This is a genomic window from Novosphingobium sp. TK46, from assembly GCF_055361525.1.
In genome coordinates this window covers 2997593-3012595 of the sequence record NZ_CM143963.1, presented here as the reverse complement: position 1 = coordinate 3012595, position 15003 = coordinate 2997593, and the positions used below count along the sequence as shown (strand labels likewise).

Annotated in this window: 16 protein-coding genes and 1 tRNA gene; 4 read left to right on the top strand and 13 right to left on the bottom strand. The window is 64.9% G+C overall.

The features are described 5' to 3' along the window. Positions 1–34: 34 nt before the first annotated feature. The 3 genes from ffh to ACXJ1Z_RS14460 all read right to left on the bottom strand — a co-directional run bounded on the left by ffh (position 35) and on the right by ACXJ1Z_RS14460 (position 2191). Positions 35–1474 (bottom strand): signal recognition particle protein, encoded by a 1440-nt coding sequence (gene ffh, locus ACXJ1Z_RS14470; protein WP_463777570.1) that lies wholly within the window; start codon positions 1472–1474, stop codon positions 35–37. A gap of 213 nt (positions 1475–1687) precedes the next feature. After that, positions 1688–1763: transfer RNA gene (locus ACXJ1Z_RS14465), tRNA-Ala, on the bottom strand. Between the two features lie 107 nt (positions 1764–1870). Further along, entirely contained in the window at positions 1871–2191 is a 321-nt protein-coding gene (locus tag ACXJ1Z_RS14460) for a TIGR02300 family protein (protein WP_463777568.1), read from the bottom strand. Positions 2192–2401: 210 nt separating this feature from the next. On the opposite strand from ACXJ1Z_RS14460, the gene aroA reads away from it, so the two are divergent. The 4 genes from aroA (at position 2402) to gloB (ending at position 7280) form a co-directional block, all read left to right on the top strand. Next, positions 2402–3736, top strand: coding sequence for a 3-phosphoshikimate 1-carboxyvinyltransferase (gene aroA, locus ACXJ1Z_RS14455; protein WP_463781263.1), 1335 nt, complete (start codon positions 2402–2404; stop codon positions 3734–3736). Further along, positions 3733–4350: a (d)CMP kinase gene (locus ACXJ1Z_RS14450; protein WP_463777567.1), complete on the top strand. Its 618-nt coding sequence runs from the start codon at positions 3733–3735 to the stop codon at positions 4348–4350. Before aroA ends, ACXJ1Z_RS14450 begins: the two co-directional genes overlap by 4 nt. A 215-nt stretch (positions 4351–4565) precedes the next feature. Further along, positions 4566–6299, top strand: coding sequence for a 30S ribosomal protein S1 (rpsA, locus tag ACXJ1Z_RS14445; protein WP_463777566.1), 1734 nt, complete (start codon positions 4566–4568; stop codon positions 6297–6299). Positions 6300–6521: 222 nt separating this feature from the next. Then, complete coding sequence (gloB, locus tag ACXJ1Z_RS14440) at positions 6522–7280, top strand: hydroxyacylglutathione hydrolase (RefSeq protein WP_463777565.1); 759 nt, start codon at positions 6522–6524, stop codon at positions 7278–7280. A 4-nt stretch (positions 7281–7284) separates the two neighbouring features. Here gloB and ACXJ1Z_RS14435 read toward each other — a convergent pair whose 3' ends face one another. The 10 genes from ACXJ1Z_RS14435 to ACXJ1Z_RS14390 all read right to left on the bottom strand — a co-directional run bounded on the left by ACXJ1Z_RS14435 (position 7285) and on the right by ACXJ1Z_RS14390 (position 14959). Next, entirely contained in the window at positions 7285–7872 is a 588-nt protein-coding gene (locus ACXJ1Z_RS14435; RefSeq protein ID WP_463777563.1) for a hypothetical protein, read from the bottom strand. 3 nt (positions 7873–7875) lie between these two features. Then, positions 7876–8019 (bottom strand): hypothetical protein, encoded by a 144-nt coding sequence (locus ACXJ1Z_RS14430; RefSeq protein WP_463777561.1) that lies wholly within the window; start codon positions 8017–8019, stop codon positions 7876–7878. A gap of 246 nt (positions 8020–8265) precedes the next feature. Next, positions 8266–8856 carry a F0F1 ATP synthase subunit B family protein gene (locus tag ACXJ1Z_RS14425; RefSeq protein ID WP_463777560.1) on the bottom strand — a complete coding sequence of 197 codons (591 nt, stop codon included), beginning with the start codon at positions 8854–8856 and terminating at the stop codon, positions 8266–8268. Then, positions 8849–9343, bottom strand: coding sequence for a F0F1 ATP synthase subunit B family protein (locus tag ACXJ1Z_RS14420; RefSeq protein ID WP_463777559.1), 495 nt, complete (start codon positions 9341–9343; stop codon positions 8849–8851). Before ACXJ1Z_RS14420 ends, ACXJ1Z_RS14425 begins: the two co-directional genes overlap by 8 nt. Positions 9344–9432: 89 nt before the next feature. After that, positions 9433–9657, bottom strand: a complete 225-nt coding sequence (locus tag ACXJ1Z_RS14415; protein WP_058735464.1) for a F0F1 ATP synthase subunit C — start codon at positions 9655–9657, stop codon at positions 9433–9435. Between the two features lie 54 nt (positions 9658–9711). Beyond that, positions 9712–10500 carry a F0F1 ATP synthase subunit A gene (locus ACXJ1Z_RS14410; protein WP_463777557.1) on the bottom strand — a complete coding sequence of 263 codons (789 nt, stop codon included), beginning with the start codon at positions 10498–10500 and terminating at the stop codon, positions 9712–9714. A 72-nt stretch (positions 10501–10572) separates the two neighbouring features. Further along, a complete protein-coding gene (locus ACXJ1Z_RS14405) occupies positions 10573–10893 on the bottom strand; it encodes an AtpZ/AtpI family protein (protein WP_463777556.1) in 321 nt (106 codons plus the stop codon). 198 nt (positions 10894–11091) lie between these two features. After that, a complete protein-coding gene (locus ACXJ1Z_RS14400) occupies positions 11092–11502 on the bottom strand; it encodes a YdbL family probable chaperone protein (protein WP_463777555.1) in 411 nt (136 codons plus the stop codon). Continuing rightward, entirely contained in the window at positions 11502–11780 is a 279-nt protein-coding gene (locus ACXJ1Z_RS14395; protein ID WP_463777554.1) for a YnbE family lipoprotein, read from the bottom strand. The genes ACXJ1Z_RS14400 and ACXJ1Z_RS14395 overlap by 1 nt, the downstream gene beginning before the upstream one ends. Beyond that, positions 11777–14959, bottom strand: coding sequence for an intermembrane phospholipid transport protein YdbH family protein (locus tag ACXJ1Z_RS14390; protein ID WP_463777552.1), 3183 nt, complete (start codon positions 14957–14959; stop codon positions 11777–11779). The genes ACXJ1Z_RS14395 and ACXJ1Z_RS14390 overlap by 4 nt, the downstream gene beginning before the upstream one ends. Positions 14960–15003 lie beyond the last annotated feature (44 nt).

Below are 15003 nucleotides of genomic sequence, written 5' to 3'. Positions count from 1 at the left end.
CTTCCTTCTCGATACTTACGAATGGTTGTGAGGATTACTTCTTACCGAATTTGCTCATGTCGGGCAGGCTGCCGACGCCGCCGCCCATGCCGCCGAGCGCATTGCCCAGGCCCGGCATGGCGCCTTCGAGGCCGCCCTTGCCGAACATCGCGGCCAGACCCTTGAGCCCGCCCATCTTCTTGATCTGCTTCATGGCCTTGGCCATTTCCTGGTGCATCTTCAGAACCTTGTTCACGTCCTGCACCTGGGTGCCCGAGCCATTGGCGACGCGGATCTTGCGCTTGGCGTTGAGCAGCGCGGGATTGACCCGCTCCTTGCCGGTCATCGAGCCGATGATCGCATCCATGCGCAACAGCACCCGATCGTCCATGCCTGAAGACGCCATCGCCGCCTTGGCCTTCTTCATGCCGGGTATCATGCCCGCCAATGCGCCGACGCCACCCATGTTCTGCATCTGCTTGAGCTGCATGCGCAGGTCGTTCATGTCGAACTTGCCCGCGTCCATACGCTTGGCGAGCGCCTCGGCATCCTCAAGCTTGACCGACTCCGCCGCCTTTTCGACCAGGCTGACGATGTCGCCCATGCCGAGAATGCGATTGGCGACACGCACGGGCTGGAACACCTCGAGCGCGTCGAGCTTCTCGCCCGTACCGGCAAACTTGATCGGCTTGCCGGTGACCGCGCGCATCGACAACGCCGCGCCACCACGTGCATCGCCGTCCATGCGAGTCAGCACGACGCCGGTGAGGTCCACCTGGCCGGCGAACGACTGCGCGACGTTGACCGCGTCCTGACCTGTCAGCGAGTCGACCACCAGCAGCACTTCACGTGGAGTCGAGATGGCGGAGACCGCCTTCATCTCGTCCATCAGCTGCTGGTCGACGTGGAGACGGCCGGCGGTGTCGAGCAGCAGCACGTCCACCGCCTGCAGCTTCGCCGACTGGATCGCCCGGGTGGCGATCTCGGTCGGTTGCTGGCCGGTGATGATCGGCAGCGTGGCGACGCCGACCTGCTCGCCCAGAACCTTCAACTGCTCCTGTGCCGCCGGACGGTTGACGTCGAGCGAGGCCATCATCGCCTTCTTGCCGTGCTTCTCCTTGAGCAGCTTGGCGATCTTGGCGGTGCTGGTGGTCTTGCCCGAGCCCTGCAGGCCGACCATCATGATGACGATCGGCGGAGCCGCGTTCAGATCGAGTTCGGGCGTGGTGTCCCCGCCCAGCGTCTCGATCAGCGCATCGTTGACGATCTTGATGACCTGCTGGCCCGGCGTGACCGAGCGCAGCACGTCATGGCCCACGGCCTTTTCGGTAACCTGATCGACGAAGCGACGCACCACCGGCAGGGCCACGTCGGCCTCGAGCAACGCGATGCGCACTTCGCGCATGGCATCCCGAACGTCCTGCTCCTTGAGCGCACCGCGTCCACGCAGCTTGTCGAAGACGCCGCCAAGACGATCTGAAAGGCTGTCGAACATGCCGTTCACCACTCCAAGACAGATCGAAACCCGCCAAAACGCCGAAAACGCCGGCGGACGAAACCTCGTCAGCCAGCGTATAAATGTTCACCCCCGGTGCGACAAACGCTGCGCCGGGTATGGTGAGATTTCCTTCAGCCCGGACCCGCCGGGATGCAGGGAATCTCACCCCTCAATACGCCATCAGCAGTCACGATGACAGCGTAGGAGGGATGGTGGAGCCAAGGGGGATCGAACCCCTGACCTCTTGCATGCCATGCAAGCGCTCTCCCAGCTGAGCTATGGCCCCATTCATCCGTCCGGATCGGCCCTGGAAGGCCGTCCGCCCCAAGTGCCAGCCTTGGGAGGCCGCCCCTCTAAGGGCGGCTCCCGCGGTTGGCAAGTGGGAATTTTACCTCAGGTGTCGTGCTCGTCCTCGGTCTCGGCGCCTGGAATGCCGAGATCGTCGTCGCCGCCCAGATCGACATCGTTGTCCGGCGAATCGCCGTCCTCGTCGATGTCCAGATCTTCTTCGGCGAGATCGGAATCCTCCTCCTCGACGACTTCCTTCTTCTGCACTTCCTCGAACTGCACCGGCTGCTTGGACTTGAGCACTGGCTCGGGGTTCCAGGCATTGCCACATTCGATGCAGGTGACCGGATCATCCTTGCCGAGATCGTAGAAACGCGTGCCGCACTTCGGGCAGCCGTGCTTGGCGCCCCATTCCGGGTTGACCATGAAAAATCCTCGCCTGGCGCGCCCCGAAACAGGCCGCGCTGAAATCGATGTACTTGATGGGTGGGCTCGGCGGCGAAATCAAGCCGCAAGACCGCATCCCAGGCCGCATCAGGGCGCGCGCCTTGCCATAGCGGACGACGACTGTCAAAAGCCGCGCGCTCCAGATCCTGCCGCGAAAGCCAAGACGTGACCGCCGATCCGACCTCCCAGATGCGCCCGCGCCGCTTCCTGCCCACCGGTCCGTTGCGTGGCCGCATCCGCGTGCCTGGCGACAAGTCGATCAGCCATCGCGCGATCATGCTCTCATCTCTTGCCGTGGGCGAGAGCCGCATCACCGGCCTGCTGGAAGGGGAGGACGTGCTCGCCACCGCCGCCGCGATGCGAGCGATGGGCGCGCATGTCGAGCGCATCGGCGAAGGCGCGTGGGTGGTGAACGGTGTTGGCGTCGGCGCGCTGCTCCAGCCCGAGACCGCGCTCGACATGGGCAATTCCGGCACCTCGACGCGGCTGCTGATGGGGCTGATTTCGAGCCATCCGATCCAGGCGACGTTCGTGGGCGACGCCAGCCTGTCGAAGCGACCGATGGCGCGGGTGATCGAACCACTAACGCAGATGGGCGCGGACATCACCTCGACCGTCGGCGGTCGCCTGCCGCTGATCCTGCGCGGCGCTTCCCCTGCCGTGCCGATCACCTACCGCCTGCCGGTCGCCTCGGCGCAGGTCAAAAGCGCGGTTCTGCTCGCTGGCCTCAACACGCCTGGCATCACCACGGTGATCGAGCCGATCGCCACCCGCGACCATTCCGAACGCATGCTGCGTGGCTTCGGCGCCGAGCTGAACGTCGAGGTGGAAGCCGATGGCACCCGCATGATCAGCGTGCGCGGCGAAGCCGAACTGCGCCCGCAAGTGATCGACGTGCCCGGCGACCCCTCCTCGGCCGCCTTCTTCGTCGTCGCCGCGCTGCTGGTGGAAGGATCGGACCTCACCATCGAGAACGTCGGCCTCAACCCGACGCGCGCCGCGCTGTTCGACGTGCTGCGCGCAATGGGCGGCAGCATCGAGGAGGTCGCCCGCCGCGATGTCGGCGGCGAGCCCGTCGCCGATCTGCGAGTGCGTCACTCGGCGCTGCGCGGCATCGAGGTCGACCCGGCAGTCGCGCCCAGCATGATCGACGAGTTCCCGATCCTGTTCGTGGCAGCATCGATGGCCGAGGGGCGCACCGTTACCCGCGGGCTCGACGAGTTGCGCGTGAAGGAATCGGACCGCCTCGCCGTCATGGCGACCGCCCTCACCGCTTCGGGCGCGCGGATCGAAGAGCGCGGGGACGGACTGGTCATAGACGGTTCCGGCGGCGCCCCCTTGCGCGGCGCTGCCAATCACCCGATCGCCACGCACCTCGACCACCGCATCGCCATGAGCATGGCCGTTGCCGGACTGGTCAGCGTCGCCGGCATCGAAGTGGATGATACCCGCCCGATCGCCACCAGCTTCCCCACCTTCGAGCCGATGCTCGACGGGCTAGCCCAAAGCGAGGCCCCTGCGTGATCGTCGCCGTCGATGGACCCACCGCTTCGGGCAAAGGCACGATCGCCAAGGCCATCTCCAGGCACTTCGGCTTGCCGCATCTCGACACCGGCTTGCTTTACCGCGCAGTCGGTCGCCAGTGCGTGATCAACGGCGGCAACCCGGACGATGCAGGCGACGCCATGGCCGCCACGAACTTCCCCGACGCGTTGCTCGGCGATCCGGAACTGCGATCGGAAACCAGCGGCGGCCTCGCCAGTCGCGTCTCGATCCACCCCGCCGTGCGCCAGGCCCTGTTCGATCGCCAGCGCGCCTTTGCCTTGCAACCGCATGGCGCGGTCCTCGATGGCCGCGATATCGGAACCGTCATCGCGCCCGATGCTGAGGTGAAGCTGTTCGTCGTCGCCAGCGTCGAAGCCCGCGCCCAGCGGCGCTACCTGGAAATGCAGGCGCAAGGCCGCGCCGTATCGCTGGATGAGATCGCCGCCGATCTCACCGCTAGGGACGCGCGCGACACACACCGCGCGCAGGCCCCGCTCCTGGCAGCTGCGGATGCGACGACCCTCGACACGTCGCAGCTGGGGCGAGACGCGGCCATCGCCGCCGCCTTGCGGATCGTCGCCGCGCACCGCTAGGCGCAATTGCCAATTTCATTGCTTCTGCGCGGTTTTGCGCATAAGCGCCGCCGATCCAGCAGAGTCGCACGACTCCGTTGGATGCCGTGACCGGTATCCGACCGCCACGGCAGTTCGGCCCTTTTTGGCCCGTGGTCGCAATGGTGCGGCGGCGGAGGAAAGACCGGCGGACCCAACCGCCTGGCCGGAATACAACACGAGAGAGACACTCCTACATGGCCACTATGGCAAATCCCACGCGCGATGATTTCGCGAAAATGCTGGACGAACAGTTCGGCGGCGTTGGTGACGAGGGCTTCGAGGGCCGCGTCGTCAAGGGCACCATTACCGCAATCGAGAACGACAAGGCCGTCATCGACGTTGGCTTGAAGAGCGAAGGCCGCGTGCCGCTTCGCGAATTCGCCCGCGGTGACGACGACCACGGCCTCAAGGTCGGTGACGAAGTCGAAGTGTACGTCGACCGCGTCGAGAACGCCGACGGCGAAGCGATGCTGTCGCGCGACCGCGCCCGTCGCGAAGCGGCCTGGGACAAGCTCGAGAGCGAGTTCGGCGAAGGCAAGCGCGTCGACGGCGTGATCTTCGGCCGCGTCAAGGGTGGCTTCACCGTCGACCTCGACGGCGCCGTTGCGTTCCTGCCCGGCTCGCAGGTCGACATCCGCCCGGTGCGTGACGTCGGACCGCTGATGGACATCCCGCAGCCGTTCCAGATCCTCAAGATGGATCGCCGCCGCGGCAACATCGTCGTGTCGCGTCGCGCCGTCCTGGAAGAGACGCGCGCCGAGCAGCGCAGCGAGCTGATCGACAAGCTGACCGAGGGTCAGGTCATCGAGGGCGTGGTCAAGAACATCACCGACTACGGCGCGTTCGTCGACCTCGGCGGTATCGACGGCCTGCTCCATGTCACCGACATGAGCTACAAGCGCGTCAACCACCCGAGTGAGGTCATCAACATCGGTGACACCGTAAAGGTGCAGATCATCCGCATCAACTCGGAAACGCAGCGCATCAGCCTCGGCATGAAGCAGCTCGAAAGCGATCCGTGGGAAGGCGCGACTGTCAAGTACCCGGTCGGCGCGAAGCTGCGCGGCGTGGTCACCAACATCACCGAATACGGCGCCTTCGTGGAGCTGGAAGCCGGGATCGAGGGCCTCGTCCACGTTTCGGAAATGTCCTGGACCAAGAAGAACGTCCACCCCGGCAAGATCGTCTCGACCTCGCAGGAAGTCGACGTTGTCGTGCTCGAGGTCGACTCCGAGAAGCGCCGCATCAGCCTGGGTCTCAAGCAGGCCATCGGCAATCCTTGGGAAGACTTTGCCGCGAACCACCCGGTTGGCAGCCAGGTCGAAGGCGAAGTCAAGAACGCCACCGAGTTTGGCCTGTTCATCGGTCTGGACGGCGACGTCGACGGCATGGTCCACATGTCGGACATCGCCTGGGGCATCTCGGGCGAGGACGCGCTGGCTCTGCACCGCAAGGGCGAGCAGGTTTCGGCGATCGTTCTGGATGTCGACATCGAGAAGGAGCGCATCAGCCTCGGCATGAAGCAGCTTGAGCGTGGCGCTCCGGCCGCTGGCGGCGCGGCATCGGCTCCGGCCGCTGCGGACGGTTCCAGCGCGGGTGGTCTGCGTCGTGGTCAGGTGACCACCGTGACCATCCTCGAAGTGCGCGATGGCGGCCTCGAGGTTCAGGCCGGCGAAGATGGGGCCACCGGCTTCATCAAGCGCTCGGATCTGGGCCGCGACCGCGACGAGCAGCGTCCGGATCGCTTCCAGGTCGGTCAGAAGTTCGATGCGATGGTCATCGGCTTCGACCGTTCGAAGAAGCCCAACTTCTCGGTCAAGGCCCGTCAGCTGGCCGAAGAGAAGGAAGCCGTCGAGCAGTACGGTTCGTCCGACTCGGGCGCATCGCTGGGCGACATCCTCGGCGAGGCTCTCAAGGGCCGCAGCTAAGCCGAGCCCAGGCAAATAGCCGACGTTTGCGCAAGCAAACGGTAGGCTATTTGCCGCTCGGGGCGAAGGCCGGCCGGCGGGTCGCAGACCCGTTCGACGTCATGGGGTGAAAACCCCATGATGGCCTAGCCAACCAAGACAAAGGAAAGCCCGCCCGGCATCGCGCCAGGCGGGCTTTTTCTTGGCGCCTCATCCGCTACATAAGCCAGTGAGGAGAAACCGATGCTAGAAGTCCACCAGTTCCCCTGCCTGTCCGACAACTACGGCTTCCTGCTGCATGACGACGCCAGCCAGGAAACCGTGTGCATCGACACGCCCGACGCCGACGCTTACTTGCGCGAGGCGGCGCTGAAAGGCTGGCAGATCACCCAGATCTGGAACACGCACTGGCACCCCGATCATGCGGGCGGAAACGAGGCGATCAAGGCCGTGACAGGGTGTACGGTCACCGCCCCCGAGATCGACGCGCCCAAGATCGACGCTGTCGACCGCACGGTGACACAGGGCGATACGGTGCGCATCGGCGACTACACCGCAAACGTGATCGATGTCGGCGGCCACACCCTGGGTCACATAGCTTACCACTTGCGCGAAGCCGACATCGCCTTCGTCGGTGATTCCGTGTTTGCCTTGGGCTGCGGCAGAATGTTCGAAGGCACGCCGCCGCAGTTCTGGGCGAGCATCATGCGCATCAAGTCGCTGCCGCCCGAGACGCTGCTATATTGCGCTCACGAGTACACCGTCTCGAACGCTCGCTTCGCCGTGCATGCCGATCCGGATAACGCCGCGCTGAGCGATTACGCGAAAGAGATCGCCGAAAGGCGCGCCCGTGACCTGCCCACCGTACCCACCAAGCTGGAACGCGAGCTCGCCACCAACCCCTTCCTGCGAGCAGACGTTGCATCGCTGCAGGCGCGTTGGGGCGGCGGCGATGCGGTTGCCACCTTTGCAGCGTTGCGGGCTGCAAAGGATGGGTTTTAAGTCATCAACGCACTGTGAAGTCGAAAATGCGGGCCGTCATCGCACCACCAGGGCCGCCACTACCTGCCAAAGAGTAGATGAAGCCGTACTCACCCGCAGGCAGCGCGACCTGGGGCTGAACTAGGAAAACGCCCGGGCGGACGACGGTGTGGGCGAAGGCGATGCGGTCCTTGTCCATCACGCCAGACTTGGCACCGCCGATGTTCATGCTGCCCACGCGCGCCTCCCGGCGGCCGTCCTTCTTGGTGAGGCGAACAAGCGTGAGTTCCGCGGGTGAGTTGACCACGGTGTTTTGTCCACTTGCCCAGGCACCACCGTTGTCGCCGCTGGCTTCGCCCGAGAAAAAGTAGAACCTCGGCATCGTCTCTACCGGAGTCCGCGAAGTCTCGTTCTGAATAGCCGCCTTGACGCTCATCGAAGCGATGCCGCCGGTCAAGGCGTAGCCGATGATCCCGCCGGTTTTCGCCTGGTTGGTTACGGTAGCCTCCATCCGCTGCATCCGCACGGGCGCGCTTTCCTGCAAGACGTAGAAGCCGGTCGGATGCGGAACCATCGGGTTCGGTGAATCGAGCGACGGCGTCACCTTGGCCACGGATCAGTTGCTGATCAGCGCCGCGATGACGGGCGAAGAGATGCCCTGGCTCTTGAAGGCGACCATGTCGCTTGTCGACAGGTCAAAGTCGACTTTATCCGCGATGACCTTGGCGATCACGGCATCATCCCCAAGGCCCAACTTCATGAGCTCGACAACTTCCTGGCGGCTGAGCGGCCCGGCTCAAGCGGTCGTCGCGGTACACGCCAGTGCCAAAGCGATCAGCAACTGCGCGGCAGACTTCTTCATGGCTCTTCCCCCGTTGTGGCGAGAGATCGGATGGTTCCTTCGTCAGGTTGCGACCCTGCCCGGTCGTCAACATCCGATGGGTAAGACATAAAAAAAGCCTCCGTCAAGCGACGGAGGCCTTTGTTCACTCACGAAAAACGACAGCTAGATCGCGCCGATAGACCGATCCACCAAGGCTCGATCGGCATCAGCCGAGTAATTGCTGCGGATCAGGCCATGTGCGGCCCCAGCAGCCGCACGGGCCGCCTTGGCGCGCAGTTCGGAAACGGCGGTGCGTTCTGCCGCGCCGATCTTGTCCTGCGCCATCTTCTCACGGCGCGCGATAACTTCGGTGGTGTCCGCGTGCGCCTTGGCAACGATCGCCTCGGCTTCGTGGCGGGCGTGGTCGAGGACCGATGCCGCGTCCTTTTCGGCGTTGGCGATCTTGTCGGCGTATTCCTTGCGCAGGGCTTCCGCCTCGGCGCGCAAAGTCTTGGCCTGCTCGAGCTGGCTCTTGATGTCGGCGATCTTGGCGTCGAGGCCGCCGGTCACCGACTTCAAGGCGCCCTTCCAGATGGCGATGCCGAGCAGCACGATCATGGACGCACTGACGACGGCCATCGGCGGAGCGACTCCGAGCAACAAGGGCTCGGGATGTTCGGTTCCGGCGTGGGCCTGTTCGCCTGGCTCGTGACCTGGCGTGCCCGGATCTGCGCTGGTGCCTGCCTCGGGGGCGGCGAGAGGTGCTTCAGCCATGAGCCAGCTTCTCCTTGACGGCCGACCTGGCAGCGCCATCGTCGATGGTGATGCCCGCGACACGCGCAACGACGTCTCGCGCAGCGTCGGTCGCCACATTTTCGATTTCTGCACCAGCAGCGCGCAGTGCATCGGCGATGCGCGCCTCGGCCGCAGCAAGCTGTCCGTCGAGCCCACGCTGTGTCTCGCCGAGACGGGTCTCGGCAGCGACGGTCGCCTTTGCGCGGGCGTCGGCGATGACGGCCTGAGCCTCCGCACGGCGAGCATTTTCACGTGCGCGCCACGCTTCTTCTTCCGCATCCGCTTCGCGCCGAGCACGCTCGGCCGCAGCGAAGTCATCCGAAATCTGCTTGTCGCGATTGGCGACGGTATCCATCACCTTGGGCACCATTCCGCGCCCGACGATGAAGAAAGCCAGGCCGAAGAACACGACCAGCCAGAAGATCTGACTGGCGTAGAACTCGCCCAGCTGTGCGATCTGTGGCATTCTTCAGCCCTGTTTGTTGCGATCACCCATCATCCCGCGCCGGCCACAAGCATACCGAAGTACGCCGCAACCGGACGCGGCATGTGCGATCAGGCGAAGATCAGCAGTGCGGCGACGACGAACGACAGCAGGCCCAGAAGCTCTGCACCGGCGAAACCGATGAACAGGCGGCCCTGCTGGGCGTCGGCAGCACCGGGGTTGCGCAGCGCGCCTTCGAGGAACTTGGCGAAGACCGAGCCCACGCCGATCGAAGCGAGACCGCAACCGATTGCAGCGAGACCGGCACCGAGCAGCTTTGCAGCATCTGCGTCCATAGTAAAAACTCCCTTTGGTAGATCGTGGATCGATGAAGATCGGTGGGTTGGATATTAGTGCAGGTTCTCGGCGTCGTTGAGATAGACGCAAGTGAGAAGCGCAAAGACGTAAGCCTGGATGCCGGCGACCAGCAGCTCGAGCGCGCAGATGCCGACCATCAGTACGAAGCTGGGGATGCCGGCGATGGCGAACAGGCCGATATTGGCGTTGCCCGTGCTGATCACGAAGCTGGACAGCACTTCGAGCAGGACGTGCCCGGCCATCATCGCGACGAACAGTCGCAGGCCGAGGCTGAACGGACGCACCAGGAAGGAGATCAGCTCGACCACGAAGATCAGCGGGATCATCACCACCGGGGTGCCGTGCGGCACGAACAGTGAGAAGAAGTGGAAACCATGCTTGGCGAAACCGACGATCAGCACGATCGCGAAGGTCATGATCGCGAGCACGCCGGTGGCCGAGAAGTGGCTGGTGAAGGTGAACGCATGGACACCGAAGACGCCGAGCGGCAGCAGGCCCAGGAAGTTCGCGAACAGGATGAACATGAACAGCGTGAACATGTACGGCACGTACTTCTTGCCGGCCGGTCCGATGTTCGAAGCCAGCAGCCCGTCGATGAAGCCGGTAAAGCTTTCCACGGCCATCTGCCAGCGGCCAGGCACGAGCTCGCGCTTCATGCCACCAGCCACGAACACCAGCATCAGCAGCGAGGCCAAGGCCATCCACAGCGTCGAATTGGTGAAAGGGATGTGATAGCCCGCCAGCTGCCAACCATCGGTGCCGAACAACGGCTCGATGGTGAACTGGTGCATCGGATCGACTTTGCCCGCCTCGGCTGCCACGTCTCGCCTCTTCGCGTTAGCCCGAAACCGGGCCTTACATGCGACCAGCGCCCATACCGTTCCGGTTCGGAATCAGTCAGGGCGCCGGGTCGACATCCGGATGATGTTCCTGAAGGAGACGATGATTCCGAGGAACATCATCACCAACAGACCCCAGGGCGCGGTTCCGGCGAAGCGATCGATGACCCACCCCAAGAACACGCCTCCCACGATACCGCCCAATAACTGGGCCAGAACGCGGTTGCCGGCACGATAATTCTCGTCCGCTTCCGCGCCTGCCGCCGGCTTGGTCCGCTTCTCTTCATGCTCGCGAGCGGCGCGTAGCCGCTCATCAAGCGCGTCGAGGCGCGCATCCTCACCAACGGAATCTCGTGCGTCAGGATCGTCGATCATGTCAGCTCCCATTTTCAAGCAGGAACCTGTGACACGCCCGACGACCTGCCCGCCGTAGGCATCGGCCCCTTAGGGTTGGAGAAATTTCAAGTCAACCGGTGCGGTAGCGTCGATGCGGTTTATCCCGTGTCGACAGTGCCGCGGCGATGCTTTGCGCAGGACATCCACCCGCCGTTATCCGCCCGTCATCCGAGATGATCAGGGACAGCGCGGGTCACGTTGCGGTGCGCCGCCGCCACGGGTCTGCCAGCTGCCGTCGGGCGCCTGATACTTCTCGCCGGGCGCAGTTCGCTGGATCAGCAGGCACCCTTGCGTGAAGGCGTACTCCTCCACGGTGGCGTTCTGCGCCTGGGCACGCTGGGTATAGTTGGCGCGGCGCTGGATGTTGATCTTGTCGACCAGGCCACGAACATCGCCGCCTCCGCCGACGACGCCGAGGTAGCCGTCGGTCTTTTCCCCGACCTGGCCGGAGGAGCGCGCCGCCGCATAAGCGGGATCACGATCGGCCCAGGCCGGCGTCGCCATGGCGGCGATTGCCAGCGCTATCGCCGGAGCGATCACGGCAGCACGCCCGGCATGGCGGAAAGGCAGTCTGGCAAAATGGGTCATCAGAAAATGTCCGAGTTGGCTTCGATGTTCTTCTTCACGTCTTCGGCAAGGCGATAGATGACTTCCTGCTTGATGTTGATGTTCAACTCGATGACGATCGGCTTGTCGGGTGCGTTCACCGATATGCACCCTGCCAACGTCGCCGCGCCTGCCATCAGCACTGCAGCCTTGCCTGCGATCGCGGCGACTGTGCCGCGACCCGATTGGCCCGCGCCCTTGCCGCACATGCCGAAGCTTGTCGCAGGCGGGGCAAGGACGGTCAATCGTGAGAGATTCATGGCACATTCTCGCTTGCGGTAGGCTGAATGGAAGGTTTTGCGGGATCAATCGTTACCGGAGGCGGTCCGGGGCGCGGCAGCGGCTTCCCCTTCGCATCGATCAGCCCGAGCGTCCGCGGATCCCGCACGAAGGCGGGATCGTAGAACGACTTGAAAGAGGTAACCAACTGGAAGAACGGTGCGCGCAGATTGACGTTGAACTGGATCGGGAGCTTGGCGATGCGGCGTGTCAGGAAGTTCTTGGAGGCGCCCTCCCCCTGCGAGACGCCCGAGAAGCTGAGACGCGTGACGATCTCGCCCTCCAGCGCGCCGTACATGCCGATGCTCATCGTCCGGTAGTTGAGCGAGCGCAGCGTATCGAACGCGAAGTTCGCCATCGTCGACAAATCCTTGTACGTCAGTTCTCCGACATACGAGACGTTGCCGCCCGGCGGCCGTGATTCCAGCTTGCCGCCGACGATGCGACCGCCGTTCTGGTCGAATACCAACGGCAGCGTGCCGTCGAACTTCCCGGTCGCGTTGAGATTGCCAAGCTCCAGCCGCTGGATGAACAGCGCGGCGTCGGCGCCGGTGACCTCCAGCGTGTAGGTCTGAACCGCGTCGGTGCCGATCGCCATGCGAGTGGGAAGCAGGCGCAGCGTGCCGCCGACGAAGGGCCATGAGCCACCCTTCACCGCCACGACGAAGTCGGGCTGAAGCGCATACGTGATGACGCCGTCGTTGACCTCGATTCCCGGATTGATCGACGCGACCCTGAGCTGCTGATCGGGCGCGGTCACCAGACCGAGCAGGTCGGTAAAGCGGATGGTTCCAGCCACGCCCTGTACCGGTCCGAAGGCAGCGGCAAAATCGAGCTTGTCGGTGGTGAACGCACCGGTGCTGGTGACACGCGCGGCGTTCCAGTCGATGCGGCCCGAACCGCGCACGACACCCCGGGCGTTGGCGATCACACCCAGCGCGAGGCGGGTCAGCGTATCGGGCTGCAGCTTGTCGTCGAAAGTGATGTCCTGCACCGCGAGGTCGGCGTGACCGCTGGCGTCGGACAGATCGTGACGGATGGTGGCGCGGACGATCGCACGGTCGCTGACCGGCTCGCGCATCAGGGCGACGGCATCGATGACGTTGTCTTTGAGGGTGAGCGTCGCGTCCCGGGCGATGACCGGCTGGAAGCGATCGACCTGCTCCCTGTCTTCAAGCCGGAACGCGGCGTCCGCGAGCGAGAGCACTCCGCCTGCGTAGCGCCACTTTCCGCGCACCTCATGCAAGTCGAGCGGTACGGCGAACAGCGACACGTCGGAGCCTTCGAAGGTGCCGGCGATGTCGCGGGCTGCCTTTGCGGTGAGGCTGGAGATGCGAAACCGCGACGCCGTGGCCGGCGGCCCCAGGCCAACGTCCACCGCGCGTGCGGTGATCACGCCGGGATAAGCGAAGCCGACCGGACCGCTGGCGATACGGATCGGCGTCTGGCCCAGTCTTCCGGCCACATCGAGCGCACTCAATCCGCCAGCCAGGCTCAGGTTACCGCCCGCCAGGCGCAGTAGCGGACGGCCCTTTGGCGCACAGACGGTCAACTGGCGACGATCGATCGAAAGGCTGGCCACCATGAGCCGGTCGAAACGGATGTCGGTGCAGCGCCGCCAGAGCGCGAGGGTGTCGTCGTTCCAGGTGCCATCGATCGGCAACAGCAGGTTTTGCGCTCGACCGCCCGGCAGTTCGCCGCTCGCGAGCACTTGACCGGTAAAGCCGATCGCGCCCGAACGCGCTTGCACGATCGCCATCTGCGGTATGGAAAGGCTGGCGTCGCCATCGCGGTAGGCGGGCATCTGCACACGCAGCACGAGGCTGCCGTCGGCGACGCGCTCCATGCGGCCGGAAAGACGCGGCAGACCTTGGCCTCCGGAGGCGAAATTGCCGGTGATATGCGGCAACCCTCTGGCGCGGGCCAGCAATTGCACGCGCGACACCGCGAGCAACGACTGGCCGCTGCCGCCGCGCAGGCTCGCGCGTGGGACCACCACGGAAATCCCCTCTGGTCCGCGGCGAGCCAGGAAACTGCCATCGAGCGTGCTGTCTTTCAGTTCCCCTGCGGCACCGGACCGCATCCGGGCAAGCAGCGGCGCCACCAGCGTTCCCGAGGCGCCGCGTTGCGCCTGCGCGAGCAGCCGGTCGAGATCGTTACCGGCGGCGATCTGGCTGCCGGTAACGTCACCTTCGATCTGGATGCGCGCCAGCCCTCGCGCCGATCGCAGGCGTCCCGACGATTGCAGCTGCCCCGCGCGAAGCTGCGATACCGCGATGCCTTGCCCGGCGATATCGTAGCGAGCGGTCAGCACCTGGCGGGCGTATGTGAACTGGGACGCGAGGGTCAGCCCGGCCAGCCGCCCTTGCGCCGCCTCGGCCGCACCGGCCCTGAGGCTGAACTTACCCTCGGCACCATCGAGGGCTTGCGCGAAAGTCACGTCCGCCTGCAGCGCGGCATTCGCCAGTCGCACGTCGCGCGTGCGGCAGCGTACGTCGGCGATCCGCATTGGCCCCACAAAGCGCGGCCTTTCAGAAGCGACGGACAGCGTGCCATAGATCGTGGCGCGCTCGGCGGTGCAGCCCTGCGCGCTGATCCGCGGGGCCACCGCGGCAATCTGCGCCACGAAGCCATCGCGCAGCGCGCCGCTTCCAGTCAGCTTGACGCCGACCGGGCCATAGTCGGTGTCGATCCTGGCCCGTCCGTCCTGTACCGCGATATCGTAGTCGGGCAGGCGAAAGGGCGCCTTGCTGCCGGTGAACAGCACCTTGTCGAGGCTGCCGAAACTGGCCTTGCCATGCACCACCTTGCCATAAAGACGCGGCCGCACGAGCGTGATGCGGCCAATGCCCGGCAAGCCGAATCGCAGGCGGGTCCGCACATGCACTTCCGCGATCGTCATGTCCGGGCTGGCGGCATCGCCGATCACGAGGTTGCGGATGATCTGCTCGCCCGGCCCGATCGCCTCGATATCGTAGGAGCCCGGCAGACCCAGCTGCTGCATCTGGCTGGTGATGAAGTTGTCGGCGATGGTCTTGCGCGTGGCCCACACGTAGGCGACCGCGAGCGCCAGCACGATCAGCGCGCCAAGCAGCACCGCGCGCCGTTTGCGCCGGCGCGGCGGGCTATCGAGTGCCGGCAAATCGTCGTCCTGCGCCATGGGTCGCATCACTTGCGCTGGCGGACCTTGAAAGGCAATGACTT

Excerpts from the sequence above, each read along its gene's own strand:
- ACXJ1Z_RS14395 (WP_463777554.1), bottom strand. The coding sequence starts at position 11,780 with ATGAATCTCTCACGATTGACCGTCCTTGCCCCGCCTGCGACAAGCTTC.
- ACXJ1Z_RS14400 (WP_463777555.1), bottom strand. The coding sequence starts at position 11,502 with ATGACCCATTTTGCCAGACTGCCTTTCCGCCATGCCGGGCGTGCTGCC.
- rpsA (WP_463777566.1), top strand. The coding sequence starts at position 4,566 with ATGGCCACTATGGCAAATCCCACGCGCGATGATTTCGCGAAAATGCTG.
- ACXJ1Z_RS14460 (WP_463777568.1), bottom strand. The coding sequence starts at position 2,191 with ATGGTCAACCCGGAATGGGGCGCCAAGCACGGCTGCCCGAAGTGCGGC.
- ACXJ1Z_RS14425 (WP_463777560.1), bottom strand. The coding sequence starts at position 8,856 with ATGGCTGAAGCACCTCTCGCCGCCCCCGAGGCAGGCACCAGCGCAGAT.
- ACXJ1Z_RS14420 (WP_463777559.1), bottom strand. The coding sequence starts at position 9,343 with ATGCCACAGATCGCACAGCTGGGCGAGTTCTACGCCAGTCAGATCTTC.
- ACXJ1Z_RS14430 (WP_463777561.1), bottom strand. The coding sequence starts at position 8,019 with ATGAAGTTGGGCCTTGGGGATGATGCCGTGATCGCCAAGGTCATCGCG.
- aroA (WP_463781263.1), top strand. The coding sequence starts at position 2,402 with ATGCGCCCGCGCCGCTTCCTGCCCACCGGTCCGTTGCGTGGCCGCATC.
- ACXJ1Z_RS14405 (WP_463777556.1), bottom strand. The coding sequence starts at position 10,893 with ATGATCGACGATCCTGACGCACGAGATTCCGTTGGTGAGGATGCGCGC.
- gloB (WP_463777565.1), top strand. The coding sequence starts at position 6,522 with ATGCTAGAAGTCCACCAGTTCCCCTGCCTGTCCGACAACTACGGCTTC.
- ffh (WP_463777570.1), bottom strand. The coding sequence starts at position 1,474 with ATGTTCGACAGCCTTTCAGATCGTCTTGGCGGCGTCTTCGACAAGCTG.
- ACXJ1Z_RS14415 (WP_058735464.1), bottom strand. The coding sequence starts at position 9,657 with ATGGACGCAGATGCTGCAAAGCTGCTCGGTGCCGGTCTCGCTGCAATC.
- ACXJ1Z_RS14390 (WP_463777552.1), bottom strand. The coding sequence starts at position 14,959 with ATGGCGCAGGACGACGATTTGCCGGCACTCGATAGCCCGCCGCGCCGG.